We start from the raw sequence: 25,846 nt of genomic DNA on the forward strand, positions 1-25,846 counted from the left end.
TGGGCGCCCGCTGCGCCCACCGGACCGCAAATGCAGAACGGCGGGACACCGATGAAGTGTCCCGCCGTTTTTCTTGATACTCGCCGTCGTGCGGCTCAGCGCTGCGCTTTCAGCAGACGGGCAGCATCGAGCGCGAAGTACGTGAGGACACCGTCGGCGCCCGCGCGCTTGAATGCGAGCAGCGATTCGAGCACGACCTTATCGTGGTCGAGCCAGCCATTCATCGCGGCGGCCTTCAGCATCGCGTATTCGCCGCTCACCTGGTACACGTAGGTCGGGAAGCGGAACTCGTCCTTCACGCGGCGCACGATGTCGAGATACGGCATCCCGGGCTTGACCATCACCATGTCGGCGCCTTCGTCGATGTCGAGGCGCACTTCGCGCAGCGCTTCGTCGCTGTTCGCCGGATCCATCTGGTAGGTCATCTTGTTGCCCTTGCCCAGATTGGACGCCGAGCCGACCGCATCGCGGAACGGGCCGTAGAACGCCGACGCGAACTTGGCCGAATAGGCCATGATGCGCGTATGGATATGGCCGTCGCTTTCCAGCATCTCGCGGACCGCGCCGATGCGGCCGTCCATCATGTCCGACGGCGCGACGATGTCGACGCCGGCTTCTGCCTGCGCGCGTGCCTGGTCGACCAGGATCTCGATCGTGTCGTCGTTGATCACGTAGCCGTTTTCGTCGAGCACGCCGTCCTGGCCGTGGCTCGTGTACGGATCGAGCGCGACGTCGGTCAGCACGCCGAGTTCGGGGAAACGCTTCTTCAGCTCGCGCACAGCGCGCGGGATCAGGCCTTCCGGATTGGCCGCTTCGCGTCCGTCGGGCGTTTTCAGCGACGGCTCGATGGCCGGGAACAGCGACAGCACGGGCACGCCAAGTTCGACGCACTGCTCGGCGACGTGCATCAGCAGATCGACCGATACGCGCTCGACGCCGGGCATCGACGGGACGGCCTGGCGTTCATTGGTGCCTTCGACGACGAACACCGGGTAGATCAGGTCGTCGGTGGTCAGGCGGTTTTCGCGCATCAGGCGCCGGGAGAAGTCGTCGCGGCGCATCCGGCGCGGACGATGAAGCGGATGGAAGCTCATGGCGATTTGGCAGAAATCAGGGCAAGAAGGACCTTACGGAACCCTTAGGTCATTTTCGAGATCGTTGGTATATGATAGCGATCGAGCGGCACGCGTCGCGTGCAACTCCCCGCTTCTCCTCCCTGAGCGGGTGCCTGTCGTTATTCGATTAGGCTGTTTGACCCGCCGTTCAACGGCGGGTTTTTTTATGAGCCGGCCGAATCCGCAGGTGCCGTCAGGTGCGCCCGGCCGATCCCGGCCGCGCGTTGCCCGCTCATTGTCCTACAGGCTCGCTTTTTTCGTCGGCGACGGACGGCCGCACCCAGCTCTCGATCAGTTCATGAGCCTCGTCGAGCCCCGTGCGCTTCAGCGCCGAGAACAGCTGGACGGTCAGCTTGCCCTTCACGCCCTGGTCGCGATACGCGTCGAGTCCCTTCTGCGTGTTACGCAGCGCGTTGATGCTTTCCTGGCGCGTCAATTTGTCGCACTTCGTCAGCAGCGTGTGGATCGGCTTGCCGGTCGGCGCAAACCACTCGAGCATCCGGCGATCGAGGTCGGTCAGCGGGCGCCGCGAATCCATCATCAGGATCAGGCCGCACAGCTGCGAACGCGTTGCGAGATAGGACGACAGAAGCATTTCCCAGTGGGCCTTCGCGGCCCCCGGCACTTCCGCGTAACCGTAGCCGGGCAGGTCGACGAGGTTCGCGACGGGCTCGGCGGCCGGGCCGACGGAGAAGTAGTTGATGTGCTGGGTGCGGCCGGGCGTCTTCGACGCGAACGCGAGCCGCTTCTGGTTGCACAGCACGTTGATCGCCGTCGATTTGCCGGCATTCGAGCGGCCGGCGAACGCGATTTCCGGTTGTACCGTCGGCGGCAGGTCGCGCAGATGGTTGACGGTCGTGTAGAAGCGGGCTTGGTGGAGCAAAAAGGCCATGGGGGAAACCGGAGGGACGGGGCGGCGCGAGCCGCTTGGTGGAGGCGGGGTAGCCCCGATAGGCGCGGGAGCTTTCAGCGCGATATTGTACAATACGCCGGTTTTGCCGAAGGGTTGCGGGCGCCTGCCTCGCGCTTTTATGCAGCTTCTGCGGTAGACTGGTCGACGTCGTTTTTTGCAGAACCTCAAATTCCCACAAGACGAAACAGGGTGTGCGAATGAATCGACTGTGCAAGTCTCTGATGGTGCTTCAGGTTGCAGCAGGGTTCGTAGGTTTCGTAGCGGAGGCAAACGCGGCGGATGCGGCAAAGCCGGATCTGGACCGCGGCAAGGCGATTGCCGGGCAAGTCTGCGCGTCGTGTCACGGCGCCGACGGCAACAGCGCATCGGGCAGTTTCCCGAAGCTCGCCGGCCAGCATCCCGAATATCTGGTCAAGCAGTTGAACGACTTCAAGGCCCAGCCGGGCGCGAAGGGGCCGGCGCGGACCAATCCGGTGATGGTCGGGTTCGCGAGCGCGTTGAGCGCGGACGACATGCGCAACGTCGCCGCGTATTACGGATCGCAGACGACGAAGCTCGGCACCGCACGCGACGCGGCGACCGTGCCGATCGGCCAGAAGATCTATCGCGGCGGCATCGCGGAAAAGGGTGTGCCCGCCTGCGCGAGCTGCCACGGGCCGACGGGACAGGGGATTCCGGTCCAGTACCCGCGTCTGTCGGGGCAGTGGGCTGATTACACGGTTGCGCAGTTGACCGCATTCCAGCAGGGTGTCGGCGCGCGCAACAACAACGAGGCGATGCATCAGATCGCATCGCGTCTGTCGGACAACGAGATCAAGGCCGTCGCGGATTACATCGCGGGCCTGCGTTGAACGGACGGTCGCGAATGGAATGACCGGGCGCCCGAAGTGCGGCCGGCGTCAGAACAAGAAAAGGGTGGGGCGCCGCACCGTTGCGGTTGCCTCGCCCTTTTTTGTCGGCACTCGCCGGGCCGTCCCAGGAGTGCTGACCGCCCCCCTTGGGTGGGCAGCGAACATAGTGAGCGTGGGGGCTGTTTCCCCTTAGTCGGAGTTTGAATGAGCGTTACCACGTCGGGGTTGCAGTCGAAGTCGGGTCAAAGTGCGTCCAGGCGCGCAGTCGAGCTGCTGAGCTCGATGCGCTTCGCGATCGCACTGTTGGTGGTGCTGTCGATCGCGAGCATCGTCGGCACGGTCCTGACCCAGGATGACCCATATCCGAACTACGTGAACCAGTTCGGGCCATTCTGGGCGGACATCTTCCGCTCGCTGGGCCTGTACAACGTGTACAGCGCGTGGTGGTTCATGTTGATCCTGATCTTCCTCGTCGTGTCGATCTCGCTGTGCGTGATCCGCAACGCGCCGAAGATGCTCGCCGACGCGAAGAGCTGGAAGGACAAGGTCCGCGAAGGCAGCCTGCGCGCCTTCCACCACAAGGCCGAATACTCGGCGTCCGGTACGCGCGCGACCGTCGCGGCCACGCTCGCCACGTTCGTCACCAAGGCCGGCTACAAGCACGTCGTGCGTGAAACCGAAGGCGCGACGCTGATCTCCGCGAAACGCGGCGCGCTGACGAAGTGGGGCTACATCTCCGCGCACCTTGCGATCGTCGTGATCTGTATCGGCGGCCTGCTGGACAGCAACCTGCCGATCAAATTCCAGATGTGGCTGTTCGGCAAGAGCCCGGTCAACACGAGCGCGACGATCAGCGAGATTTCGCCCGACCACCGGCTGTCCGCGTCGAACCCGACGTTCCGCGGCTACGCGTGGGTGCCGGAAGGCCAGTTCGTGTCGACCGCGATCCTGAACCAGCCGAGCGGCTCGCTGATCCAGGACCTGCCGTTCTCGATCCAGCTCAACAAGTTCATCGTCGACTATTACACGACCGGGATGCCGAAGCTGTTCGCGAGCGACATCGTCGTGATCGATCGCGAGACGGGCCAGAAGATCCCGGCGCGCGTCGAGGTCAACAAGCCGTTCACGTACAAGGGCGTGTCGATCTACCAGTCGAGCTTCCAGGACGGCGGCTCGCAGATGGAGATGACGGCCTACCCGATGACGGGCGGCAACGCGAAGACCTTCGCGGTGAAGGGCACGATCGGCAGTACGGCGCCGCTGCAGATGCCGGGCAGCGACGGCGACACGATCGAATTCTCCGACTTCCGCGCGATCAACGTCGAGAACATGGCGGACGCGAACGGCAAGCCGGACGTGCGCGGCGTCGCGAAGACGGAGTCGCTCAAGGAAGCGTTCGACGAGCGGCTCGGTTCGGGCGCGAAGACGTCGAAGCCGATGCAGCTCCACAACATCGGCCCGTCGGTCCAGTACAAGATTCGCGGCAAGGACGGTCAGGCGCGCGAATTCAACAACTACATGCTGCCCGTCGACATGGGCGGCACGCGCGTGTTCCTCGCCGGCGTGCGCGCGAGCCCGAACGATCCGTTCCGGTACATGCGGATTCCGGCCGATAGCCAGGATTCGATCGGCGAATGGATGCGCCTGCGCGCCGCGCTCGAGGATCCGGCCGTGCGTGCCGACGCCGCCGCACGTTTCGCGCAGCGTTCGCTGCCGACGACCGAAGCGTCGCTGCGCGGCCGCCTGCAGGACAGTGCGTTCAAGGTGCTGACCCTCTTTGCCGCGAGCGACGACAGCGTCGGCCGCGGCGCCGACGGCCAGCCGGTCGGCGGCTTCCAGGCGGTGGCGACGTTCATCGACCGCTCGGTGCCGAAGGCCGAGCAGGAAAAGGCGGCCAGCCTGCTGCTGCGCATGCTCGAGGGTTCGATGTGGGAGGTCTGGCAGATCGCGCGCGAGCATGCCGGCGAGCCGGCCGCCCAGCAGGGCGCCGACACGATCCGCTTCGTGCAGAACGCGATCAATGCGCTATCCGACAGCTTCTTGTACGGATCGCCGGTCTATTTGCAGCTCGACTCCTTCAAGCAGGTGCAAGCTTCGGTATTTCAGCTGACGCGCGCACCCGGCAAGAATCTGGTGTATCTTGGCAGCCTGCTGTTGGTCGCCGGCATCTTCTCGATGTTCTACGTGCGCGAGCGGCGCCTCTGGTTCTGGCTCAAGGATGCCGGTTCGGGCGTCGATGTGGTGATGGCGATGTCCACGGCCCGCAAGACCTTCGATTTCGAGAAAGAATTCGTGCAGACGCGCGACGCGGCCGGCGCCGCCTTGCGCGCCACGCCACGCGACGCCGCACCCGCCGGTGCGGCAGCGACTGTCCGTCCGCCTGCCGGCGGCGGTTCCGATTCCGAGAATTCCACCCGGTAACATCATGGATCTCACTCAAGTCTCCTCTTCCCGTTCGGGGCCGGTTCAGGCCCCGAATCCGGCGCCGTTGTTCGACGACCGTCCGTTCCTCGCCCGCCTGTCGATCATCGACTGGCTGTTCGCCCTGGCTCTCGTGGTCGGCGCAGGCTATGCGTTCGTGCATTACAACGAACACATGAATTACTACGACAAGGCGGTGATGATCGGCACGGTGCCGGCGCTTGTCGTGCTCGGCTGGCGCTGGAAGCCCGCGCGGCTGATGATGGCGTCGATCGCGGTGCTGTCGCTGCTGTCGATCCAGATCTACCAGGGCGATCTCGCGCGTGCCGATTCGGCGTTCTTCCTCAAGTACTTCCTGTCGAGCCAGTCCGCGATCCTGTGGATGAGCGCGCTGTTCGTGCTCGCGACGATCTTCTACTGGATCGGCCTGCTCGCGCGCTCGGAGTCGGGCTCCGCGATCGGCCAGAAACTGACGTGGGTCGCGGTGCTGATGGGTTTCACCGGCCTGATGGTGCGCTGGTATGAGTCCTACCTGATCGGTGCCGACGTCGGGCATATCCCGGTGTCGAATCTGTATGAAGTCTTCGTGCTGTTCAGCCTGATCACCGCACTGCTCTACCTGTATTACGAAGGCCACTACGGCACGCGCTCGCTCGGCGCGTTCGTGCTGCTGGTCATCAGCGCGGCCGTCGGCTTCCTGATGTGGTACTCGGTCGCGCGCGACGCGCAGCAGATCCAGCCGCTCGTGCCGGCGCTGCAGAGCTGGTGGATGAAGATTCACGTCCCGGCGAACTTCATCGGCTACGGCAGCTTCGCGCTGTCGGCGATGGTGTCGGTCGCGTATCTGATGAAGGAGCGCGGCGTGCTCGCCGATCGTCTGCCGACGCTCGAGGTGCTCGACGACGTGATGTACAAGTCGATCGCGGTCGGTTTCGCGTTCTTCACGATCGCGACGATCCTCGGCGCGCTGTGGGCCGCCGAAGCATGGGGCGGCTACTGGAGCTGGGACCCGAAGGAAACCTGGGCGCTGATCGTATGGCTCAACTACGCGGCCTGGCTGCACATGCGCCTGATGAAGGGCCTGCGCGGCGCGGTCGCCGCCTGGTGGGCGCTCACGGGCCTGCTCGTGACGACGTTCGCGTTCCTCGGCGTCAACATGTTCCTGTCCGGGCTGCATAGCTACGGCAAGCTGTAAGATTTCCGACGTTGGTCCGACAAAAGACCGCCGGCGCACTGCGTGCCCGGCGGTTTTCTTTTGTAACGGTCGGACGGTCCGGGCGTCGAACGGCGCAGGACGGCTCGGGTCGAACACCCATGAAGCGTGCGCGCCGCGCATGCAGGAGGAGCAGCACGATGTGGATCAAACACCCTTTGCGCACCGTACTGACCGGCGGTGATATCGCGCCGAGCGAGATGACGCCGCGCGCGGTGTTCGAGAACCGGCGGCGTGTATTGCAGGCCGCCGGCCTGGCGGCGGCGGGCGGATTGCTCGGCGGCAGCGGCGCGGCGTTCGCGGCTTATGCGTCGCCGGACGCGCGGGCTGCGAAGCTCGCGGCGAAAACCAATCCGAGGTTCGTCGCGGCCGACAAGGTGACGCCGTTCAAGGACATCACGTCCTACAACAACTTCTACGAATTCGGCACCGACAAGAGCGACCCGGCCCAGAACGCGGGCACGCTGCGGCCGCGCCCGTGGCGCGTGAGCGTCGAGGGCGAGGTGCTGCACCCGAAGGTGTTCGATCTCGATGAGCTGCTGAAGCTCGCGCCGCTCGAGGAGCGCGTGTACCGGCTGCGTTGCGTCGAGGGATGGTCGATGGTGATTCCGTGGATCGGCGTGCCGCTGTCCGAACTGATCAAGCGCGTACAGCCGACCGGCAACGCGAAATATGTGCAGTTCATCACGCTGGCCGATCCGTCGCAGATGCCGGGGCTGTCGACGCCGGTGCTCGATTGGCCGTACTCGGAAGGGCTGCGGATGGATGAGGCGATGAATCCGCTGACGCTGCTGACGATGGGCGTGTACGGCCAGGTGCTGCCGAACCAGAACGGCGCGCCGGTGCGGATCGTCGTGCCGTGGAAGTACGGCTTCAAGAGCGCGAAGTCGCTGGTGAAGATCCGCTTCGTCGACAAGCAGCCGAAGACGAGCTGGAACACGTATGCGTCGAATGAATACGGTTTCTATTCGAACGTGAACCCGAACGTCGATCACCCGCGCTGGAGCCAGGCGACCGAGCGCCGGATCGGCGAGGACGGCTTCTTCACGCCGAAGCGCAAGACCCTGATGTTCAACGGCTACGGCGATCTCGTCGCGTCGATGTATCAGGGCATGGATCTGAAAAAGAACTTCTGAGCGCGCCGGTGAGAAACGACATCCCGCCTTCGACGCTGACGCCCGCGCGCGCGTCCGGCATGCGCACGGCTGCCGCCGGTGGTGCAGGGGCCGGCACGGTTCGGAACGCCTCGCCGCGCTGGCTTGCGCCCGCCAAGGTGCTGGTTTTCGCGGCCGGCCTCTATCCGCTCGCGCGCGTGGTGCTGTTCGGGCTGACCGACCGGCTCGGCGCGAACCCGATCGAGTTCATCACGCGTTCGACGGGCCTCTGGACGCTGGTGATGCTCTGCGTCACGCTCGCCGTCACGCCGCTTCGGCGCGTGACAGGTGTTCCCGCGTTGCTGCGCTTTCGTCGGATGATCGGCCTGTTCGCGTTCTTTTACGCGACGCTGCATTTCACGACGTATCTGTGGTTCGACAAGTGGTTCGACGTGCTTGCGATCCTGAAGGACGTCGGCAAGCGTCCGTTCATCACGGTCGGCTTCGCCGCGTTCGTGCTGCTGATTCCGCTGGCCGCGACGTCGCCGCGCGCGATGGTGCGCCGGCTCGGCCGTCACTGGGCGACGCTGCATCGCGCAATCTATGCGATTGCGCTGTTCGGTGTGCTGCATTTCTGGTGGATGCGGACCGGCAAGCACAATCTCGCACAGCCGAAGCTCTACGCGACGATCGTAGCGGTGCTGCTCGGCTGGCGGCTGCTTGAATGGGGCTGGCGGCGCATCCGTGCATGACGTGCGCGCCTGGAAAAACAAAAGGCGATGACGGGACGTCATCGCCTTTGTTGCGAACGGAGCCGCGCGAGTGGCGGTGTGCGATTACTGCGCGACAGCCGGACCGGATGCGGGCGTCGCGGCCCTCGACGCATCGCTCGACAGTTCCGGCGACAGCGTGAGCGGCGTGCCGGAAGAATCGGGAATGCTCTCGGACGACGCGTTTTCATCGGTCGGCATGACGTCCGACGGCGGCGTGTCCTGCTGCTGGATGGGCTTCGCCGGCAACGGCGGCACGGTGGGCAGATAGAGCGGGCCGCGTTGACCGCAGCCGGCAAGTATCGCCAAAGCCGCTACAATCGCGCTCATCCGGAAAACGACTCGCATGATCGTCCCTGAACAATTTAACCGATAGAGTTTAGCATGTCCGATACTGAATACCTGGCCCGTGCCGAGGCCGTGCTGGCGGCCGTCGAACGTACCGTGGATGCCGCGAACGATGGCGATCACGACATCGATCTGGAGCGCAACGGCAGCGTGCTGACGCTGACGTTCGAGAACGGCTCGAAGATCATCATCAATCTCCAGCCGCCGATGAAGGAACTGTGGATCGCCGCGAAGGCGGGCGGATTCCATTACCGTTTCGTGGACGGCGAATGGCGCGACACGCGCACGGGCGCCGAGTTCTTCGCGGCGCTCACCGACTACGCGACGCAGCAGGCCGGCCTGCCGATCACGTTCGGCGCGTAACGCCCGGCACCCGATACGCCGGATCGAAGCACAAGAAAAAAGCGCCCTGCGGGGCGCTTTTTTCATGCTCGGGCCATGCGGGTCAATGGCCGCGGAACAGGTTCATGATGTCCTGCTTCTCCTGCTCGTCGACGTGCGGTACGGGTTCGTCGGTGTTCTGCACCGCCGGCGCCTGCGGCACGCCGACCGTCGATACGAAGCCGTGTCCCGGCGTGAACTCGGTGAAGTACAGCTCGCTGCCGAGCGCCTGGACGTCGTCCGGCATCGTCGGCTTGAACTCCGGCACGCCCTTCAGCGCCGCGCCCATGTAGTCGATCCAGACCGGCAGCGACAGGCCGCCGCCGGTTTCGCGATCGCCGAGGCTGCGCGGGTTGTCGTAGCCGATCCACGCGATCGCCGCGAGCGTGTGCTGGTAGCCGGCGAACCATGCGTCGTGCGAATCGTTCGTCGTACCGGTCTTGCCGGCGAGGTCGGTGCGCTTCAGCACGTTGGTGCGCGCGCCGGTGCCGCGCTGCGCGACGCTCTGCAGCAGACTGTTCATCACGTACGCGTTGCGCGCGTCGATTGCGCGCGGCGCGTTCTGCTCGGCGATGAGCGGCTGCGCGCGAGCGACGATCGCGCCATTCGGATCGGTCACTTCGGCGATCAGGTACGGATTCACGCGGAAGCCGCCGTTCGCGAACACCGAGTACGCGCCGGCCATCTGCAGCGGCGTCACCTGGCCCGCGCCGAGCGCCATCGGCAGATAGGCCGGATGGCGGTCGGCGTCGAAGCCGAAGCGCGTGATGTATTGCTGCGCGTACTTCGTGCCGATGTGGTTCAGGATCCGGATCGACACGAGGTTGCGCGAGCGCTGCAGCGCAGTGCGCATCGACATCGGGCCTTCGAAGCCGCCGCCGTAGTTTTTCGGCTCCCACGGCTGGCCGCCGGTTTCCGCGGCGCTGAAATAGAGCGGGCCGTCGTTGATCACCGTGGCCGGTCCGAGGCCCTTGTCGAGCGACGCCGAGTAGATGAACGGCTTGAACGACGAACCCGGTTGCCGCCACGCTTGCGTGACGTGGTTGAACTTGTTCTTGTTGTAGTCGAAGCCGCCGACGAGCGAGCGGATCGCGCCGTCCTGCGGGACGATCGAAATGAACGCGCCTTCGACCTGCGGCAACTGCGTGATCGCCCACTTGCCTGCGTCGTTCCTCGAGACCCGGACGATCGCGCCCGGACGGATGCGGCGGTTCGGCTGCGCGCTGGCTGACAGCGCGCCCGACGCGAAGCGCAGGTTGTCGCCTTCGATCGTCGCGCTGCTGCCGTCGATGAAGGCGACGGTGATCTGCCGCGGGGTTGCGGCGGTGACGACCGCCGCGACCAGTTCGCCGTTGTCGGGGTGCTCGAGCAGCGCGTCGTCGATCGCCTGCTCGCGGTCATCGGCGCCGGCCGGCAGCTCGATGAAGCCTTCCGGCCCGCGATAGCCGTGGCGGCGCTCGTAATCCATGATGCCCTTGCGCAGCGCGGTGTACGCGACCTGCTGGTCGGCGGAGTCGATCGTCGTGACGACATTGAAGCCGCGCGTATAGGTTTCCTCGCGGTACTGCGCGTACATCATCTGCCGGACCATTTCCGCGACGTACTCGGCGTGCACGCTGAACTCGCGGCCCGCGCCCTTGACGACGAGCGGCTGCGCGACGGCTTCATCGTACTGCTCGCGCGTGATGAAGTTCAGCTCGAGCATCCGCTGCAGGATGTATTCCTGGCGCACCTTTGCGCGCTTCGGATTGACGACCGGGTTATACGCGGACGGCGCCTTCGGCAGCCCCGCGAGCATCGCCGCTTCCGCGAGCGTGATGTCCTTCAGGTCCTTGCCGAAGTAGACGCGCGCCGCGCTCGCGAAGCCATACGCACGCTGACCGAGATAGATCTGATTCATGTAGACCTCGAGAATCTGATCCTTCGTCAGCGCGCGCTCGATCCGGTACGCGAGCAGCATCTCGTAGATCTTGCGCGTGTAGGTCTTTTCGCTCGACAGGAAGAAGTTGCGCGCGACCTGCATCGTGATCGTGCTCGCGCCCTGCGACGCATGGCCATTCGTCAGCGCGACGAAGCCGGCGCGGGCGATGCCGGTGAGGTCGACGCCGCCGTGATCGTAGAAGCGCGCGTCCTCGATCGCGAGGATCGCCTTCTTGAGCGAGTCGGGCACGTCCTTGAAATGGACGATGTCGCGGCGTTCCTCGCCGAATTCGCCGATCAGCACGTGATCCGACGTATAGATCCGCAACGGTACCTTCGGACGATAGTCGGTCAGCGCTTCGAGCGACGGCATGTTCGGCCACGCGACGACGAGCGCGTAGCCGAGCACGAGGCCGCCGGCCACGACGAGGGCCACGCACATCGCGGCGACGCCGATCAGGACTTTCAGCCACCAGGATCGCTTCTTCGGCTCGGGCGCGGGAGGCGGGGACGTAGGAGACGTGGATTGCATAGGCATACCGGAAAACAGTCCCGCGATTATAGCTGCCCGGTAAGACGGTCCTGGCGCGGGGGGGCGTCGGCCGGAACGCGGCGGATCGCGGTGCCGCCAGTATGGCGTCCGCGCGGCCGCTTGTGTCACGACTGGCCGTCCGGCCGACTGTCGGGTGCGCGCGGCGCTTTGCAGAATCAGGCATCGGAAACGCGGCGTGGGCCGCAACGATCGCGGGAGGCTGGAATGGCAGGACGATGGGCGGCGCGGTTCGCGCCGGGCAGGCACCGTTCGACGGGCATCGACGTCGGGGCGGACGAGGTGAGGGTGGCCGTGCTGAGCCGGCGCGGCCGGGCTGCGGATGTTCGGGTCGAAGGACTCGAGCGGGAGCCGGTCGGACTGGCAGGTGGGCCGGAGGACGCGCGCTGGGCTGCGGTGGCACGTGCGTTGGCGGCGGCCGTGTCGCGGCTGTCGGCGGCGGGTGTGTGCTGCGACGCACGCGGCGTGATGGCGCTGCGCGATGACGAGATGCAGACCGCGACGCTTGATCTGGCCGGACGCGACGACATCGCGGACGCCGCCCGGCAGGCGGCCGAACGGATCTCGGGGCTGGCACCCGACAACCTCGCGTTCGACTGGCGGCAGGACGACGATGCGTGCCCGGGCGAGATTGCGGTCGCCGTGGCGCCGCAGGCGTTGCTCGAGCGGCGGATCGACGTGGCCGCGCAGGCTGGCATCGATCTGACGGCCGTCGACGGCGAGTCAGCTGCCGCACTGCGCGCGTTGCGCTATGCCGCGCAGTTCGAGCCTGACGCACACGGCCCGTATGCCGCATTCTGGTTCGGTGACACGGGCGTGCGCGGCTGGCGGATTGACGGCGCGATCGCCGCGCCGGTGCTCGCGCTGTCCGGCGACGTGCAGGCGGCGTTGCCTGACGCATTGCGCCAGTGCGTATTCGAGCCGGTGCGCTGCGTGCTCGTGGCCGGCGACGAGCGCTGCATCGGCCGCTGCGGCACGTCGGCCGCCGATATCGGCGATGCGCTCGGGGTGGCCGTGGTGCCGTTCGACTGCTCCGGATGGGACGGGCTGCCGTGCGAGCCCGCCGGCGCGCCGGGCGGTCCGGCGTTTGCCCTCGCGATCGGGCTGGCGCTGCGCGGGGTGTGGGAATGATGGCCGATATGGGGTTCGGGCGCGCTGCCGCCAGCCATGCCGCGCTCGGCGGCTTCAATTTGCTGCCGTACCGTGAGCGGCTGGCGCAGGCGCTGCGGCGGCGCCGCGCCACGCAATGCGGGGCGGCGATCGTGCTCGGCGCACTCGGGGCCTGTGTCTGGACAGGGGCGGCGACAGCATGGCGATGGCGCGTGGATGCCGAGCGCACGCGAGTGGAGGCGCGGTTGCGGCAATTGCAGCCGCAGGTCGATGCCGCACGGCGCACCGCCGGCGCGGCAGCCGATCTCGCGCAACGCGATGCGAGGGCAGTCGTCCTGGCCGGGCCTTACCGGCGCGTTGCCGGACTGCTCGCGACGCTGGCGCTGGTGCGCGACGACACCGTTCGGCTCGACGCATTGCGTACGACATCGTCCGGTGCCGAGCTCGACGCGCGCGCGACGAGTTACCGGACGGCCGCGCGGTGGCTCGCGCGGATCGCGGCCGAGCAGCGCGACTGGCGATTCGACATCGGTGCGTTGACACCGGCGTCGGCCACGTCGGTCCCGGGTTCGGCCGCGCCGTTCCGTTTTTCCGTGCAGGTGCGCTGGCACGACGCGCCGCCGCGACAGAAGGCAACGGGAGGCGGCGCATGACGGCGATCGTGCATCGGTCCATGCCTGACGGTGTCGAGTGGTTCGGCCGCGTGACGCGGATGTCGCCTGCCGCAGTGCACGCCGTTGGTTGCGCGCTGGCATTCGCGGTCGTGATGGTGGGTGGCATTCATCTGATGAGTGCCGTCGATGGAAGCGGACTCGCACGCAGTCGCGCGTTGCTGGCAACGGCGCAGATACGGGCCGCCGACGCACAACGGCTGCTCGCGGCCGCCGCGCCGCGGCGCGATATGGGCACGCCTGCCGGGCGCGCCGCCAACTCGCCGCCTGCGCCAGGGTGGCCCGCGCTGATGCTGGAGCTGGCTGACCTGGTCCGAGGAAGCGGACTGCGGGTTGTGTCGATCGAACCGCGGCGCACTGACGATGCAGCGCCGGATGGCCGGCGCACGGTACGGATCGTCGCGGACGGCGGTTTTCCGGCACTGCTGCGCCTGATGGGCGCGTTGGCGAGTTTCCCCGCGCTGGTGGTGCCGTCGGGGCTGCATATCGAGAGGAAACCGCCCGGGTCGCGGGTGGACATGACGATCGACGTGTTTCCGGCGCTGTCGGGGGCCCGCGTTCCGGACGGCGCGGAGGCGGTGCTTGCCGGTGCGCCGAGCGACGATCCATTCGGCGACGCCGGTTCGCCGACGGTAGCCGACGATACGCCGCCGCGTCTGGCCGGCACCATTCGCGACGGACGCACCGGGCTCGCGCTGTTCGACGCCGGCGATGGCGCATTCGCGACCGTCGCGCCGGGCGAGGTGTTCGGGGTGTCGCGTGTGGTGAGCGTCGATGCCGGTGCCGTGACGGTCGCGACGGCCGATGGCGCACGCCGGTTCGTCGTGGACGACGGAGACCACTCATGACGAAGTACGGATGGTGGGTGATCGCATTCTGGGCTGGATCGAGCGTGGCCACCGTGGATGCGGCGCTACCGCCTTTGCCGCCGGCCGGCTGGCCGATCGGATCGATACGGGCGTACGCCGAGGAGACGCCGCTGCCGCAGGGCGCGCCTGATGGCGCGGACGGCGTGGGCGGTGACGCGCCCGCGCACGATGGTCCGCAGCCGTTCGACCAAGCGGCGCACGCGGTACTTCGGGCGGACACTGCGGCACCGGTGCCCCAGCTGGAAGGGCCGCCGATTCCATTGCCTCCGCCGGTGCGCATGAGCGACGCCGCGGCGCGGCACCCCGGCGATGCGGACGACGCGCGTCGAATCTCGCTGAATCTGCAGGGCGCCGGGCTCGCGGCCGCATTCGACGCGCTCGCGCGATTCACCGGGCTGAACATCATCGTCGGCGAGCAGGTGCGCGGTACCGTGACATTACGTCTGAACAATGTCCGCTGGCGCGATGCGTTCGATACGTTGCTCGACACGCACGGGCTGGCGATGTCCCGGCGCGGCAACGTGATCTGGGTCACTCCGGCGGCCGAACTTGCCGCGCGGGAGCGCGAGCGCTTCGAAACGCACGCACGTGCGGCCGAGCTGGAGCCGCTCGCGAGCCGAACCTTCGCGCTGCATTACCCACGTGCGCAGGACGTGCAGCGGTTGCTGGCGGGGGCGACCGGCCAGCGCCTGCTGTCGAAACGCGGCGCCGCGGCGGCCGATCCGCGCATGAACTTGTTGTTCGTCACCGACCTGGCGCCGCGCATCGAGCAGATCGCGGGCCTGATCGACGCGATCGACCGGCCGTCGCGGCAGGTCCGGATCGAGGCGCGCATCGTCGAGGGCGAACAGGGGTTCTCGCGCAACCTCGGGGCTCGCGTCGCGCTGCGCGCCCAAGGGCGGGCCCCCGCAGCCGAGGGGGCGGCGCCCGCGACGGACACGCGCAACGCGCTCGACCTGGCCGCGCGACCGCTCGGCGGCTTCGAGGCGGCGACGGCCGGCTTCACGTTGTTCGCAGCGCCGCTCAGCCGCGTGCTCGACGTCGAATTGAGCGCGCTCGAGGCGCAGGGCCGGGGCCAGATCGTTTCCAGCCCGCGCGTGGTGACGGCCGATCGCGTGAAGGCGATCGTCGAACAGGGCTCGGAGCTGCCGTACCAGGCGAAAGTCGGCAACGGCGTGAGCGGCGTGCAGTTCCGCCGAGCGACGCTGAAGCTCGAGGTCGAGCCGCAGATCACGCCCGACGGGCGCGTGGTGCTCGACCTGGACGTGACGAAGGACAGCATCGGCGAGCCGACGGCCGCCGGCCCGGCGATTCATACGAAGCACGTCCAGACGCGTGTCGAGGTCGAGGACGGCGGAACGGTCGCCATCGGCGGGATTTACGAGCAGTTGAACCGGGACGATGTGACGCGGGTGCCGCTCTTGGGCAAAATACCGGTTCTGGGCGCGCTTTTCCGGCACCGTGCGCGGCGCGACCAGCGTAACGAATTGGTCGTCTTCATCACGCCGACGGTCGTCGGCGCGCGTTGCGAAACGGCCGGCGCGGGCGACGCGGATGCGGGAAAAGCGGGGCCGGAAGCCGGTGGTGCAGGCTCGACAAGGCAGCCGCTTTGCCAGTAAGCTGCGCCACACACCAGCAAGATTCAAGCAGAGGAAGCCGTTGCAAGCGCGGGACCCACACGCAAACGTATTTTTCGTCGGCCTTATGGGAGCGGGTAAGACCACCGTGGGCCGTGCGGTCGCGCGCCGGCTCGACAGGACGTTCTTCGACTCCGACCACGAAATCGAGGCCCGCACGGGTGCGCGCATTCCGGTGATCTTCGAGATGGAGGGCGAGGCCGGGTTTCGCGACCGCGAATCGCAGGTGATCGCCGATCTGACGCAGCGCGAGAACATCGTGCTCGCGACGGGCGGCGGCGCGGTGCTGCGCCCTGAAAATCGCGATTGCCTGAAAGGCAGCGGCATCGTCATCTATCTGCGCGCCAATCCGCACGATCTGTGGCTGCGCACGCGCAAGGACAAGAACCGCCCGCTGTTGCAGACCGACGATCCGAAGGCGCGTCTCGAAGCGCTCTACGAAGTACGCGATCCGCTTTACCGCGAATGCGCGGACTTCATCATCGAGACCGGCCGTCCGTCGGTCAACGGCCTCGTCAACATGGTGCTGATGCAACTCGAACTGGCAGGCGTCGTCGCCAAGCCGCTACAAGCATGATTACCGTCAACGTCGATCTGGGCGACCGCGCCTACCCGATTCACATTGGTGCCGGCCTGATCGGCCGCACCGAGCTGTTCGCTCCTCACATCACCGGTTCGTCGATCACGATCGTCACGAACACGACGGTCGATCCGCTCTACGGCGATGCGCTGCGCGCGGCGCTCGCGCCGCTCGGCAAGCGCGTCTCGACGGTCGTGCTGCCGGACGGCGAGGCCTACAAGAACTGGGAAACGCTGAACCTGATCTTCGACGGCCTGCTGACCGAGCGCGCCGATCGCAAGACGACACTCGTCGCACTCGGCGGCGGCGTGATCGGCGACATGACCGGTTTCGCCGCCGCGTGCTACATGCGCGGCGTGCCGTTCATCCAGGTGCCGACGACGCTGCTGTCGCAGGTCGATTCGTCGGTCGGCGGCAAGACGGGCATCAACCACCCGCTCGGCAAGAACATGATCGGCGCGTTCTACCAGCCGCAGGCCGTGATCGCCGATATCGGCGCGCTGACCACGCTGCCCGATCGCGAGCTGGCGGCCGGCGTGGCCGAGGTCATCAAGACGGGCGCGATCGCCGATGCGGCATTCTTCGACTGGATCGAGGCGAACGTCGATGCGCTTAACCGCCGCGAGCCGGCCGCCCTCGCGCATGCGGTGAAGCGCTCGTGCGAGATCAAGGCGAGCGTGGTCGCGGCCGATGAACGCGAAGGCGGGCTGCGCGCGATCCTGAATTTCGGCCATACGTTCGGCCATGCGATCGAGGCCGGGCTCGGCTACGGCGAGTGGCTGCACGGCGAAGCGGTCGGCTGCGGGATGGTGATGGCGGGCGACCTGTCGGTGCGGCTCGGCCTCCTCGACGAAGCGTCGCGGCAGCGGCTCGATGCGGTGATCGCCGCCGCGCACCTGCCGGTCCGCGGGCCGGCACTCGGCGATGCGCGCTACATGGAGCTGATGCGCGTCGACAAAAAAGCCGAAGCCGGCGCGATCAAGTTCATCCTGCTGAAGCGATTCGGCGATACGCTGATCACCCAGGCGCCCGACGAAGCCGTGTTCGCCACCCTGGCGCAGACGACCCGGTAACGGCGCCCCGGATGCCCCGGCGCCCCTGACATGGAGGAGACGTGAGCGAGACATCCAGCAGCAAACCGTCCAAAGCCGGCAGCGCATCCGTCGCGGCGCCGGCCGAGCCGCCGACGCTGGCGGCGCTGGAAGCCCATCTCGCTCCGTATGCCGCCCACGCGTCGCAGTCGCGCGGCCGCCGCCATCAGGAAACACCGCCGGCGGCGCGCACCGAATTCCAGCGCGACCGCGACCGTATCGTTCATTCGACCGCGTTCCGCCGGCTCGAATACAAGACGCAGGTCTTCGTCAACCACGAAGGCGACCTCTTCCGCACCCGTCTCACGCACAGCCTCGAAGTCGCGCAGATCGCGCGTTCGGTCGCGCGCAACCTGCGGCTCAACGAGGATCTCGTCGAAGCGATCTCGCTCGCGCACGATCTCGGTCACACGCCGTTCGGCCATGCCGGGCAGGACGCGCTGAACGCGTGCATGCGCGAGCACGGCGGCTTCGAGCACAACCTGCAGAGCCTGGCCGTGGTCGATGAACTCGAGGAGCATTACGGCGCGTTCAACGGCCTGAATCTGTGCTTCGAGACGCGCGAAGGCATCCTCAAGCACTGCTCGCGCGAGAACGCGCGCAAGCTCGGCGCGCTCGGCGAGCGCTTCCTGCAAGGGCGCCAGCCGTCGCTGGAAGCGCAGCTCGCGAACATCGCGGACGAAATCGCGTACAACAACCACGACGTCGACGACGGCCTGCGCTCCGGCCTGATCACGATCGAGCAGCTCGCCGAAGTCGAGCTGTGGCAGCGCCACTACGACGCCGCGCTCACCGAATTCCCGCATCTGGAAGGTCGCCGCCTCGTCCACGAGACGGTGCGCCGCATCATCAACACGCTGATCGTCGACCTCATCGACGAGACCACGCGCAATCTCGCGCGTGTCGCGCCCGCGTCGCTCGACGACGTGCGCGCCGCGCCGCAGCTCGTCGCGCACAGCGAGGCGATCGCCGCGCAGGCGGCGGCCCTCAAGCGCTTCCTGTTCAAGAACCTGTATCGCCACTACAAGGTGATGCGCATGGCGAACAAGGCGCAGCGCGTCGTCACGGGGCTGTTCGACGCGTTCATCGACGATCCGCGCCTGCTGCCGCCGCCATACCAGTCGGACGACGAAGCGCAGCAGCCGCGCCTCGTCGCGCACTACATCGCCGGCATGACCGACCGCTTCGCGCTGAAGGAATATCAGCGCCTGTTCGTCATCAACGACAACTGACTGTCACAAACGATCACTAGACTTCGCCGGTTCAATGGCGACGGGAATGTTGCACACGCTGTTGGTAACGTTTTCATAGGAGAGAGGTCGATGAAGAAGAAGCCTGCGGGGACCGTGGTTCGCTCGATCGCGCTGGGCGGCGCGCTCATGTTCGGTATGCAGCATGCGGCGTTCGCCGTGACGGAGATCCAGTTCTGGCATGCGATGGAGTCGGCGCTCGGCGAGCGCGTGAACGAGCTCGCCGCGCAGTTCAATGCATCGCAGGGCGACTACAAGATCGTGCCGGTCTTCAAGGGCACCTACGATCAGGCGCTCGCGGCGGGCATCGCCGCCTATCGCAGCGGCAACGCGCCGGCGATCCTCCAGGTCTATGAAGTCGGCACCGCGACGATGATGCAGGCGAAGAAGGCCGTCGTGCCCGTCTACGACGTGTTCAAGCAGGCCGGCGTGCCGCTCGACGAAAAGGCGTTCGTGCCGACCATCGCGAGCTACTACAGCGACGCGAAGACGGGCCATCTCGTGTCGATGCCGTTCAACAGCTCGACGCCGGTGCTGTACTACAACAAGGATGCGTTCAAGAAGGCCGGGCTCGATCCGAACCAGCCGCCGAAGACGTGGGCCGACGTGCAGGCCGACGCGGAGAAGCTGCGCAAGTCCGGGATGGCGTGCGGCTTCACGACCGGCTGGCAAGGCTGGATCCAGCTCGAAAACTACAGCGCGTGGCATGCGCTGCCGTTCGCGAGCCGCAACAACGGCTTCGACGGCACCGACGCGGCGCTCGAATTCAACAAGCCGCAGCAGATCGCGCACATCGCGTTCCTGCAGCAGATGCAGAAGGACGGCACGTTCACGTATGCGGGCCGCAAGGACGAAGCGTCCGCGAAGTTCTACAGCGGCGACTGCGGGATCCTGACGACGTCGTCGGGCGCGCTCGCGAACGTGCAGAAGTTCGCGAAGTTCAGCTACGGCACCGGCATGATGCCGTACGACGCGAACGTGAAGGGTGCGCCGCAGAACGCGATCATCGGCGGCGCGAGCCTGTGGGTGCTGGCCGGCAAGGATCCGGCGACCTACAAGGGCGTCGCGAAATTCCTCGCGTTCCTGGCCTCGCCGCCGATCGCCGCCAAGTGGCACCAGGAAACGGGCTACCTGCCGGTCACGACGGCCGCGTACGACCTCACGCGCCAGCAGGGCTTCTATGCGAAGAACCCGAGCGCGGAAACCGCGATCAAGCAGATGATGAACAAGCCGCCGCTGCCTTACACGAAGGGGCTGCGCCTCGGCAACATGCCGCAGATCCGCACGGTCGTCGACGAGGAACTGGAGCAGGTCTGGGCACAGAAGAAGTCGCCGAAGGACGCGCTCGACTCGGCGGCCTCGCGCGGCGACGAACTGCTGCGCCGCTTCGAGAAGTCGGGCGGCTGATCCCGCATCGCGTGCGTGTCGCCGGTCGCCGCGTCGCATATGCGACGCGCGCGGCCGGCGGCGCGGTTCCTTTCCCGTTTCGCCTGACCGGATGCCCGCGATGCAATCCCGTTCCCGTTTCGGCGCGAGCCTGCTGCCGTACCTGCTGATCGCGCCGCAACTCGCGATCACCGCCGTATTCTTTCTGTGGCCGGCCGGCGTCGCGCTGTGGCAGTCCACGCAGATGCAGGACGCGTTCGGCACGTCGAGCGAATTCGTCGGCTTCGCGAATTTCGCGCGCCTGTTCGCCGATCCGCTGTACCTCGACTCGTTCCGCACGACGCTGGTGTTCAGCTCGCTCGTCACGGTCAGCGGGCTCGTCGTGTCGCTGTTGCTCGCCGCCTGCGCCGACCGCGTGATCCGCGGCGCGCGCGTGTACCGCACGCTGCTGATCTGGCCGTATGCGGTCGCGCCGACGATCGCGGCCGTGCTGTGGGCGTTCCTGTTCAACCCGAGCATCGGGCTCGTCACCTATGCGCTCGCGAAGGGCGGCATCGTGTGGAATCACGCGCTGAACGGCGGCCAGGCGATGTTCCTCGTCGTGCTCGCGTCGGTGTGGAAGCAGGTGAGCTACAACTTCCTGTTCTTCTACGCGGGGTTGCAGGCGATCCCACGCTCGCTGATCGAGGCGGCGGCGATCGACGGTGCCGGGCCGGTGCGGCGCTTCTTCCACATCGTGCTGCCGCTGCTGTCGCCCACGAGCTTCTTCCTGCTGGTCGTGAACCTCGTCTATGCGTTCTTCGACACGTTCCCGGTGATCGACGCGGCCACCGCGGGCGGCCCCGCGCAAAGCACCAAGACGCTGATCTACAAGATCTTCACGGAGGGCTTCCAGGGCCTCGACATCGGCAGCTCGGGCGCGCAGTCGGTCGTGCTGATGATCGTCGTCGTCGGCCTGACGGTGATCCAGTTCCGTTTCGTCGAACGCAGGGTGCAATACGCATGATCGAAAATCGCAAGGGCTTCGACCTGTTCTGCCACGCGGTGCTGATCGCGGGCGTCGTGCTGATCGTGTTCCCGGTGTATGTCGCGTTCTGCGCGGCGACCATGAACGCGCAGGAAGTGTTCACGATCCCGCTGTCGCTGGTGCCGAGCACGCACCTGCTGGAGAACATCGCCTACATCTGGGGGCACGGCAGCGGCGGCACGACGGCGCCGTTCGGCCGGCTGCTCGTCAACAGCTTCGTGATGGCGCTCGGCATCGCGGTCGGCAAGATCGCGGTGTCGATCCTGTCCGCGTATGCGATCGTCTATTTCCGCTTCCCCTTCCGCAACACGGCGTTCTGGCTGATCTTCATCACGCTGATGCTGCCGGTCGAGGTGCGAATATTCCCGACCGTGCAGGTCGTGTCGACGCTGAACCTGACGAACACCTACGCCGGGCTCTCGCTGCCGCTGATCGCATCGGCGACCGCGACGTTCCTGTTCCGCCAGTTTTTCATGACGCTGCCCGACGAACTGATGGACGCCGCGCGCATCGACGGTGCGGGGCCGCTGCGCTTTTTCCGGGACGTCGTGCTGCCGCTGTCGAAGACGAGCATCGCGGCGCTGTTCGTGATCACGTTCATCTACGGCTGGAACCAGTATCTGTGGCCGATCCTGATCACGACCGAGGCGTCGCTGTCGACGGCGGTGGTGGGCATCAAGACGATGATCGCGAGCGGTGACGCCGCGACTGAATGGCAATACGTAATGGCGGCGACGCTGCTGGCGATGATTCCGCCGCTCGTCGTCGTGCTGGCGATGCAGCGCTGGTTCGTGCGCGGCCTCGTCGATTCCGAGAAATGAACCACGGACGGCAACCGGGAGAAGGACCAAGTATGGCTGCGCTGAGCTTGAAGGGCGTCAGGAAATCCTACGACGGCAAGCAGCACGTGCTGCACGGCATCGACGTGGAGATCGCCGACGGCGAATTCATCGTGCTGGTCGGCCCGTCGGGCTGCGGCAAGTCGACGCTGCTGCGGATGATCGCGGGGCTCGAGACGGTGACGGACGGCGAGATCGCGATCGGCGATCGCGTCGTCAACGCGCTGGAGCCGAAGGATCGCGACATCGCGATGGTGTTCCAGAACTATGCGCTGTATCCGCACATGACGGTCGCGCAGAACATGGGCTACGGGCTGAAGATCCGCGGCATCGAGCGCGCGACGATCGACTCGCGGGTGGCCGCGGCCGCGAAGATCCTCGAACTCGAGCCGTTGCTCGCGCGGCGGCCGCGCGAACTGTCGGGCGGCCAGCGGCAGCGCGTCGCGATGGGGCGTGCGATCGTGCGCGAGCCGTCGGTGTTTCTGTTCGACGAGCCGCTGTCGAACCTCGACGCGAAGCTGCGCGTGCAGATGCGGCTCGAGATCCAGCGGCTGCATGCGCGGCTCGCGACGACGAGCGTGTACGTGACGCACGACCAGATCGAGGCGATGACGCTCGCGCAGCGCGTGATCGTGATGAACCGTGGCTATGCGGAGCAGATCGGCGCGCCGGTCGACGTGTACGAGAAACCGGCGACGGTGTTCGTCGCGGGCTTCATCGGCTCGCCGGCGATGAACCTGATGCACGGCCGGCTGTCGGAGGATGGCGCGACGTTTACGGTCGCGGGCGGCGGTCCGGCGCTGCCGGTCGCCAGCGCGCCCGGCATCGGCACCACGATCGCCACCGGGCGCGACTGGGTGCTCGGCGTGCGGCCGGAGCACATGACGCCGCAGCCGGGCGTCGCGCAGGCCTCGCTGCCGGTCGACTCGTGCGAGCTGCTCGGCGCGGACAACCTCGCGCACGGCCGCTGGGGCAACCACGACGTCGCGGTGCGGCTGCCGCACGCGGATCGTCCCGCGCGCGGCACGGCGCTGGGCGCCGCGCTGCCCGCGCACCGGCTGCATTTCTTCGATCCCGAGACCGGCAAGCGTGCCGGCTGACCCTGACGGACCTGCTGCGAGGCGCACGATGACTTCCCGTACCGACTGGCCCTATCCGCGCGTCGTCGCCCATCGCGGCGGCGGCACGCTCGCGCCGGAGAACACGCTCGCCGCGTTCGACGAAGGCGCGCGGCGCGGTCACCGGATGGTCGAGTTCGACGCGAAGCTGTCCGCCGACGACGTGAGTTTCCTGCTGCACGACGACACGGTCGACCGCACGTCGAACGGCAGCGGGCCGGCGGCGGGCATGCGCTATGCGGCGCTGGCCGCGCTCGACGCCGGCGCCTGGTTCGACGCGCGGTTCGCGGGCGAGCGGATGCCGACGCTCGAGGCGGCGGCGGCGCGCTGCATCGCGCACGGGATGGCGGCGAACGTCGAGATCAAGCCGTGCCCGGGCCGCGAGCGCGACACGGGGCAGCGGGTGGCGGCCGATGCGGCCGCGTACTGGCACGGCGCGGCCGTGCTGCCGCTGCTGTCGTCGTTCTCGTTCGACGCGCTGCAACAGGCGCGCGCGAGCGCCCCGGCGCTGCCGCGCGGGATGCTGTACGAGGCGGTGCCGGACGACTGGCACGCGCAGGTCGTCGGCGCGCTCGGCTGCGTATCGTTGCATGCAAACCACAAGGAACTCGACGAACCGCTCGTGCGCGCGATCAAGGCGGCCGGGCTGCGCATCCTGGTCTACACGGTCAACGACCTCGCCCGGGCGCGCGAACTCGTGCGCTGGGGCGTCGATGCGGTCTGCACGGACCGAATCGACCTGATCGGCCCCGATGCACTGGACGACATTGCGTAGCGACCCGTCCCGCGCGATGGTGGATGCGGGAAGACCCTGAGACAAAAAAACGACGCCCCGGCGGGATTTCCGCCGGGGCGTTTTGCATCGAGGAGACGTTACGTCACGAAAAATCCGCTACAAATTGCAGCAGGATTAACCATTCCCCAAATATTCGACTACGCTTAGAAACGGTAGCCGACGTTCAGGTACGTGACGATCGGGTTCAGCGAGATGTGGGCCTTCGACGTTTCCGTCAGGGTGCCGACCGGCGTCCGGCGAGCCGTCGTGAAGGTCGCGGTCACGCTGACGGGGATGTACGAGAGCGACAGGCCCGCGAACCAGTGTTTCGTGAAGTTGTACGTGAAGCCGGCGTTGAAGACGGGCGCCCACTGGTTGCTGGTCGTGGCGCTGGTCGGGCCGCCGAGCACGCCGTTCTCGAAGCTGCTGTTCGTGATCTTCGCGCCGGTGAACCAGATGTACGTTGCGCCGATGCCGACATACGGGCGGAACTTCGCGTTGGCGTCGTTGAAGTGGTAGCGAAGCAATACGGCGGGGCTCCACTGGTACGCACGGCCGAGTACGCCGAATCTTTCGAACTGACCCTTGCCGGTGATGTCGAACTTCGGCGGTATCCCCATGACGAGCTCGGTGGAGATATGGTCGGTGACGAAGTAGCCCGTTGCGAGCCCAAGCGTATCGGCGTCGCTGATGCCGGCGCCGGTGTTGGGAATCGATTGGTTGATGGGCGTGCCGCCAACGCCGTAGACGAACAGCGGGTCGCTGCTGTCCTGCGGCGAAAGGTGGAACCAACCGGTGCTGACGTAGAAATCACCTGCGGATTGTGCTTGTGCCGTACCGCCCGCAAACGTGAATGCGAGCGCTGCAGCCCCCGTAATGGCCAGTTTTCGTTTCATTGTGTCTCCTCCGATCTAAGGCGTGCTCATTATGACGACTGCGTTTAAAACCAAACAAGCTCGTAAGTTAGAGTTTTCACCCTAAGATTAGTACGACCGTACGTTTCCGCGCCCGCCGGGACAGGCATTCTACGCAGGTGCGCAATTTCGGACCTCCGGGTATTTCCTAACGCGTTCAAACGGACATTCAGCATGGCACGGTTAGCACGACTCTACGTTCCCGACCAGCCGCAGCACGTGATACTGCGCGGCCTGGATCAGCAACCTGCGTTCGTCGACGACCAGGACTACGAACTCTTCATCGATTGCCTGAAGGCCGCGGCACGCGATCATCACCTCTCGGTGCATGCCTACGTGCTGCTTCCGCGCCAGGTGCAGCTCCTCGTGACGCCCAGCGACGAGGCGAGCCTGCCGAAGGCGATGCAGGCGGTCGGCCGCCGCTACGTCGCGCATTTCAACCGACGTTATTCGCGTCGCGGCACCTTGTGGGAAGGCCGCTATCGCGCGACGGTGATCGAAGGCGAACGCTATTTCCTCCTCGCGAGCCGCGTGGTCGAGATGAGCCCGGTGCGCTCGCAGCTGGTCGCGACGCCCGAGGCCTATCGGTGGTCGAGCTACCGGCATCACGTCGGGCTCACCGTCGACAGCCTGATCACCGACCATCCGCTCTACTGGGCGCTCGGCAACACGCCGTTCGACCGTCAGCGCGCGTACAAGGAGCTGTGCGAGCAGCCGCTCGACGAGCGGCAGGCTGATCAGCTGCAGCAGGCGACGCTGAAGGGCTGGGTGCTCGGCGGCGAGAACTATCGTGAATGGGCGGCGCGTACCGCGAACCGCCGCGTATCGCCGCTGCCGCGCGGACGCCCCAGAAAGGTGCGTGAAAACACCCCGCCGATCCAGCAGTAACACGGGAAAGGCGGATCACGAGGCGGCGCCGCGGGCGCCGCTTCTTTTTGCACCAATACGATACGGCCCCAATAAAACGGCACCAGATCGAAGCATGCGTTTAATTGGGGTTCGA

At 66.6% G+C, this 25,846-nt stretch carries 24 protein-coding genes; 19 read left to right on the plus strand and 5 right to left on the minus strand.

The window, feature by feature from the left end; genetic code table 11:
- Nucleotides 1-95: 95 nt before the first annotated feature.
- Both hemB and yihA read right to left on the minus strand, forming a co-directional pair.
- Nucleotides 96-1,094, minus strand: coding sequence for a porphobilinogen synthase (gene hemB / locus BTE28158_RS12735; protein ID WP_059599779.1), 999 nt, complete (start codon nucleotides 1,092-1,094; stop codon nucleotides 96-98).
- A gap of 253 nt (nucleotides 1,095-1,347) precedes the next feature.
- Nucleotides 1,348-2,007, minus strand: coding sequence for a ribosome biogenesis GTP-binding protein YihA/YsxC (gene yihA / locus BTE28158_RS12740; protein ID WP_059599780.1), 660 nt, complete (start codon nucleotides 2,005-2,007; stop codon nucleotides 1,348-1,350).
- 218 nt (nucleotides 2,008-2,225) lie between these two features.
- On the opposite strand from yihA, the gene BTE28158_RS12745 reads away from it, so the two are divergent.
- The 5 genes from BTE28158_RS12745 (at nucleotide 2,226) to msrQ (ending at nucleotide 8,359) form a co-directional block, all read left to right on the plus strand.
- Nucleotides 2,226-2,879 (plus strand): c-type cytochrome, encoded by a 654-nt coding sequence (locus BTE28158_RS12745; RefSeq protein WP_059468469.1) that lies wholly within the window; start codon nucleotides 2,226-2,228, stop codon nucleotides 2,877-2,879.
- A gap of 204 nt (nucleotides 2,880-3,083) precedes the next feature.
- The gene (locus BTE28158_RS12750) at nucleotides 3,084-5,300 is read left to right on the plus strand and encodes a cytochrome c biogenesis protein ResB (protein ID WP_151048392.1); all 2,217 of its coding nucleotides are present in this window, start codon (nucleotides 3,084-3,086) and stop codon (nucleotides 5,298-5,300) included.
- A gap of 4 nt (nucleotides 5,301-5,304) precedes the next feature.
- On the plus strand, nucleotides 5,305-6,495 hold the full coding sequence (gene ccsB, locus BTE28158_RS12755; protein ID WP_059692389.1) for a c-type cytochrome biogenesis protein CcsB: 1,191 nt from the start codon (nucleotides 5,305-5,307) through the stop codon (nucleotides 6,493-6,495).
- Nucleotides 6,496-6,653: 158 nt separating this feature from the next.
- Nucleotides 6,654-7,649, plus strand: coding sequence for a protein-methionine-sulfoxide reductase catalytic subunit MsrP (msrP, locus tag BTE28158_RS12760; protein ID WP_151048391.1), 996 nt, complete (start codon nucleotides 6,654-6,656; stop codon nucleotides 7,647-7,649).
- Nucleotides 7,650-7,669: 20 nt separating this feature from the next.
- Nucleotides 7,670-8,359 (plus strand): protein-methionine-sulfoxide reductase heme-binding subunit MsrQ, encoded by a 690-nt coding sequence (msrQ, locus tag BTE28158_RS12765; protein WP_151048397.1) that lies wholly within the window; start codon nucleotides 7,670-7,672, stop codon nucleotides 8,357-8,359.
- Nucleotides 8,360-8,443: 84 nt separating this feature from the next.
- Here the strand turns inward: msrQ and lptM are convergent, their stop codons facing one another.
- Nucleotides 8,444-8,725, minus strand: coding sequence for an LPS translocon maturation chaperone LptM (gene lptM / locus BTE28158_RS12770; RefSeq protein ID WP_124628070.1), 282 nt, complete (start codon nucleotides 8,723-8,725; stop codon nucleotides 8,444-8,446).
- 36 nt (nucleotides 8,726-8,761) lie between these two features.
- On the opposite strand from lptM, the gene cyaY reads away from it, so the two are divergent.
- Complete coding sequence (cyaY, locus tag BTE28158_RS12775) at nucleotides 8,762-9,088, plus strand: iron donor protein CyaY (protein ID WP_059599785.1); 327 nt, start codon at nucleotides 8,762-8,764, stop codon at nucleotides 9,086-9,088.
- A gap of 82 nt (nucleotides 9,089-9,170) precedes the next feature.
- Here cyaY and BTE28158_RS12780 read toward each other — a convergent pair whose 3' ends face one another.
- Nucleotides 9,171-11,558, minus strand: coding sequence for a penicillin-binding protein 1A (locus BTE28158_RS12780; protein ID WP_108064679.1), 2,388 nt, complete (start codon nucleotides 11,556-11,558; stop codon nucleotides 9,171-9,173).
- A gap of 225 nt (nucleotides 11,559-11,783) precedes the next feature.
- Here BTE28158_RS12780 and BTE28158_RS12785 point away from each other — a divergent pair, with 225 nt between their 5' ends.
- The 12 genes from BTE28158_RS12785 (at nucleotide 11,784) to ugpQ (ending at nucleotide 23,929) form a co-directional block, all read left to right on the plus strand.
- Nucleotides 11,784-12,707 carry a type IV pilus biogenesis protein PilM gene (locus tag BTE28158_RS12785; RefSeq protein ID WP_151048390.1) on the plus strand — a complete coding sequence of 308 codons (924 nt, stop codon included), beginning with the start codon at nucleotides 11,784-11,786 and terminating at the stop codon, nucleotides 12,705-12,707.
- Nucleotides 12,704-13,339: a fimbrial protein gene (locus BTE28158_RS12790; RefSeq protein ID WP_174919907.1), complete on the plus strand. Its 636-nt coding sequence runs from the start codon at nucleotides 12,704-12,706 to the stop codon at nucleotides 13,337-13,339. The genes BTE28158_RS12785 and BTE28158_RS12790 overlap by 4 nt, the downstream gene beginning before the upstream one ends.
- The gene (locus BTE28158_RS12795; RefSeq protein WP_151048389.1) at nucleotides 13,336-14,205 is read left to right on the plus strand and encodes a pilus assembly protein; all 870 of its coding nucleotides are present in this window, start codon (nucleotides 13,336-13,338) and stop codon (nucleotides 14,203-14,205) included. Before BTE28158_RS12790 ends, BTE28158_RS12795 begins: the two co-directional genes overlap by 4 nt.
- Nucleotides 14,202-15,845, plus strand: a complete 1,644-nt coding sequence (locus tag BTE28158_RS12800) for a type IV pilus secretin PilQ (protein WP_174919909.1) — start codon at nucleotides 14,202-14,204, stop codon at nucleotides 15,843-15,845. The genes BTE28158_RS12795 and BTE28158_RS12800 overlap by 4 nt, the downstream gene beginning before the upstream one ends.
- A gap of 40 nt (nucleotides 15,846-15,885) precedes the next feature.
- Nucleotides 15,886-16,440 carry a shikimate kinase gene (locus BTE28158_RS12805; protein WP_082728862.1) on the plus strand — a complete coding sequence of 185 codons (555 nt, stop codon included), beginning with the start codon at nucleotides 15,886-15,888 and terminating at the stop codon, nucleotides 16,438-16,440.
- On the plus strand, nucleotides 16,437-17,516 hold the full coding sequence (gene aroB / locus BTE28158_RS12810; RefSeq protein WP_059599791.1) for a 3-dehydroquinate synthase: 1,080 nt from the start codon (nucleotides 16,437-16,439) through the stop codon (nucleotides 17,514-17,516). The genes BTE28158_RS12805 and aroB overlap by 4 nt, the downstream gene beginning before the upstream one ends.
- A 41-nt stretch (nucleotides 17,517-17,557) precedes the next feature.
- Complete coding sequence (locus tag BTE28158_RS12815) at nucleotides 17,558-18,766, plus strand: deoxyguanosinetriphosphate triphosphohydrolase (protein WP_151052085.1); 1,209 nt, start codon at nucleotides 17,558-17,560, stop codon at nucleotides 18,764-18,766.
- A 90-nt stretch (nucleotides 18,767-18,856) separates the two neighbouring features.
- Nucleotides 18,857-20,191, plus strand: a complete 1,335-nt coding sequence (ugpB, locus tag BTE28158_RS12820; RefSeq protein WP_124614644.1) for a sn-glycerol-3-phosphate ABC transporter substrate-binding protein UgpB — start codon at nucleotides 18,857-18,859, stop codon at nucleotides 20,189-20,191.
- A 100-nt stretch (nucleotides 20,192-20,291) separates the two neighbouring features.
- Nucleotides 20,292-21,176 (plus strand): sn-glycerol-3-phosphate ABC transporter permease UgpA, encoded by an 885-nt coding sequence (ugpA, locus tag BTE28158_RS12825; RefSeq protein WP_059599892.1) that lies wholly within the window; start codon nucleotides 20,292-20,294, stop codon nucleotides 21,174-21,176.
- Nucleotides 21,173-22,018, plus strand: coding sequence for a sn-glycerol-3-phosphate ABC transporter permease UgpE (gene ugpE / locus BTE28158_RS12830; protein WP_059599794.1), 846 nt, complete (start codon nucleotides 21,173-21,175; stop codon nucleotides 22,016-22,018). The genes ugpA and ugpE overlap by 4 nt, the downstream gene beginning before the upstream one ends.
- 32 nt (nucleotides 22,019-22,050) lie before the next feature.
- Entirely contained in the window at nucleotides 22,051-23,136 is a 1,086-nt protein-coding gene (locus BTE28158_RS12835) for a sn-glycerol-3-phosphate import ATP-binding protein UgpC (protein WP_059599795.1), read from the plus strand.
- Nucleotides 23,137-23,164: 28 nt separating this feature from the next.
- Nucleotides 23,165-23,929 (plus strand): glycerophosphodiester phosphodiesterase, encoded by a 765-nt coding sequence (gene ugpQ, locus BTE28158_RS12840; RefSeq protein ID WP_174919911.1) that lies wholly within the window; start codon nucleotides 23,165-23,167, stop codon nucleotides 23,927-23,929.
- Nucleotides 23,930-24,093: 164 nt separating this feature from the next.
- On the opposite strand, the gene BTE28158_RS12845 is transcribed toward ugpQ, so the two are convergent.
- Nucleotides 24,094-24,825, minus strand: a complete 732-nt coding sequence (locus BTE28158_RS12845) for an OmpW/AlkL family protein (protein WP_151051098.1) — start codon at nucleotides 24,823-24,825, stop codon at nucleotides 24,094-24,096.
- A 192-nt stretch (nucleotides 24,826-25,017) separates the two neighbouring features.
- Between BTE28158_RS12845 and BTE28158_RS12850 the strand changes: the two genes are divergently transcribed.
- Nucleotides 25,018-25,731: a transposase gene (locus BTE28158_RS12850; protein WP_027783329.1), complete on the plus strand. Its 714-nt coding sequence runs from the start codon at nucleotides 25,018-25,020 to the stop codon at nucleotides 25,729-25,731.
- The last annotated feature ends 115 nt before the right edge of the window (nucleotides 25,732-25,846 follow it).

Source organism: Burkholderia diffusa, from assembly GCF_902499115.1.
Lineage (GTDB): Bacteria > Pseudomonadota > Gammaproteobacteria > Burkholderiales > Burkholderiaceae > Burkholderia > Burkholderia diffusa.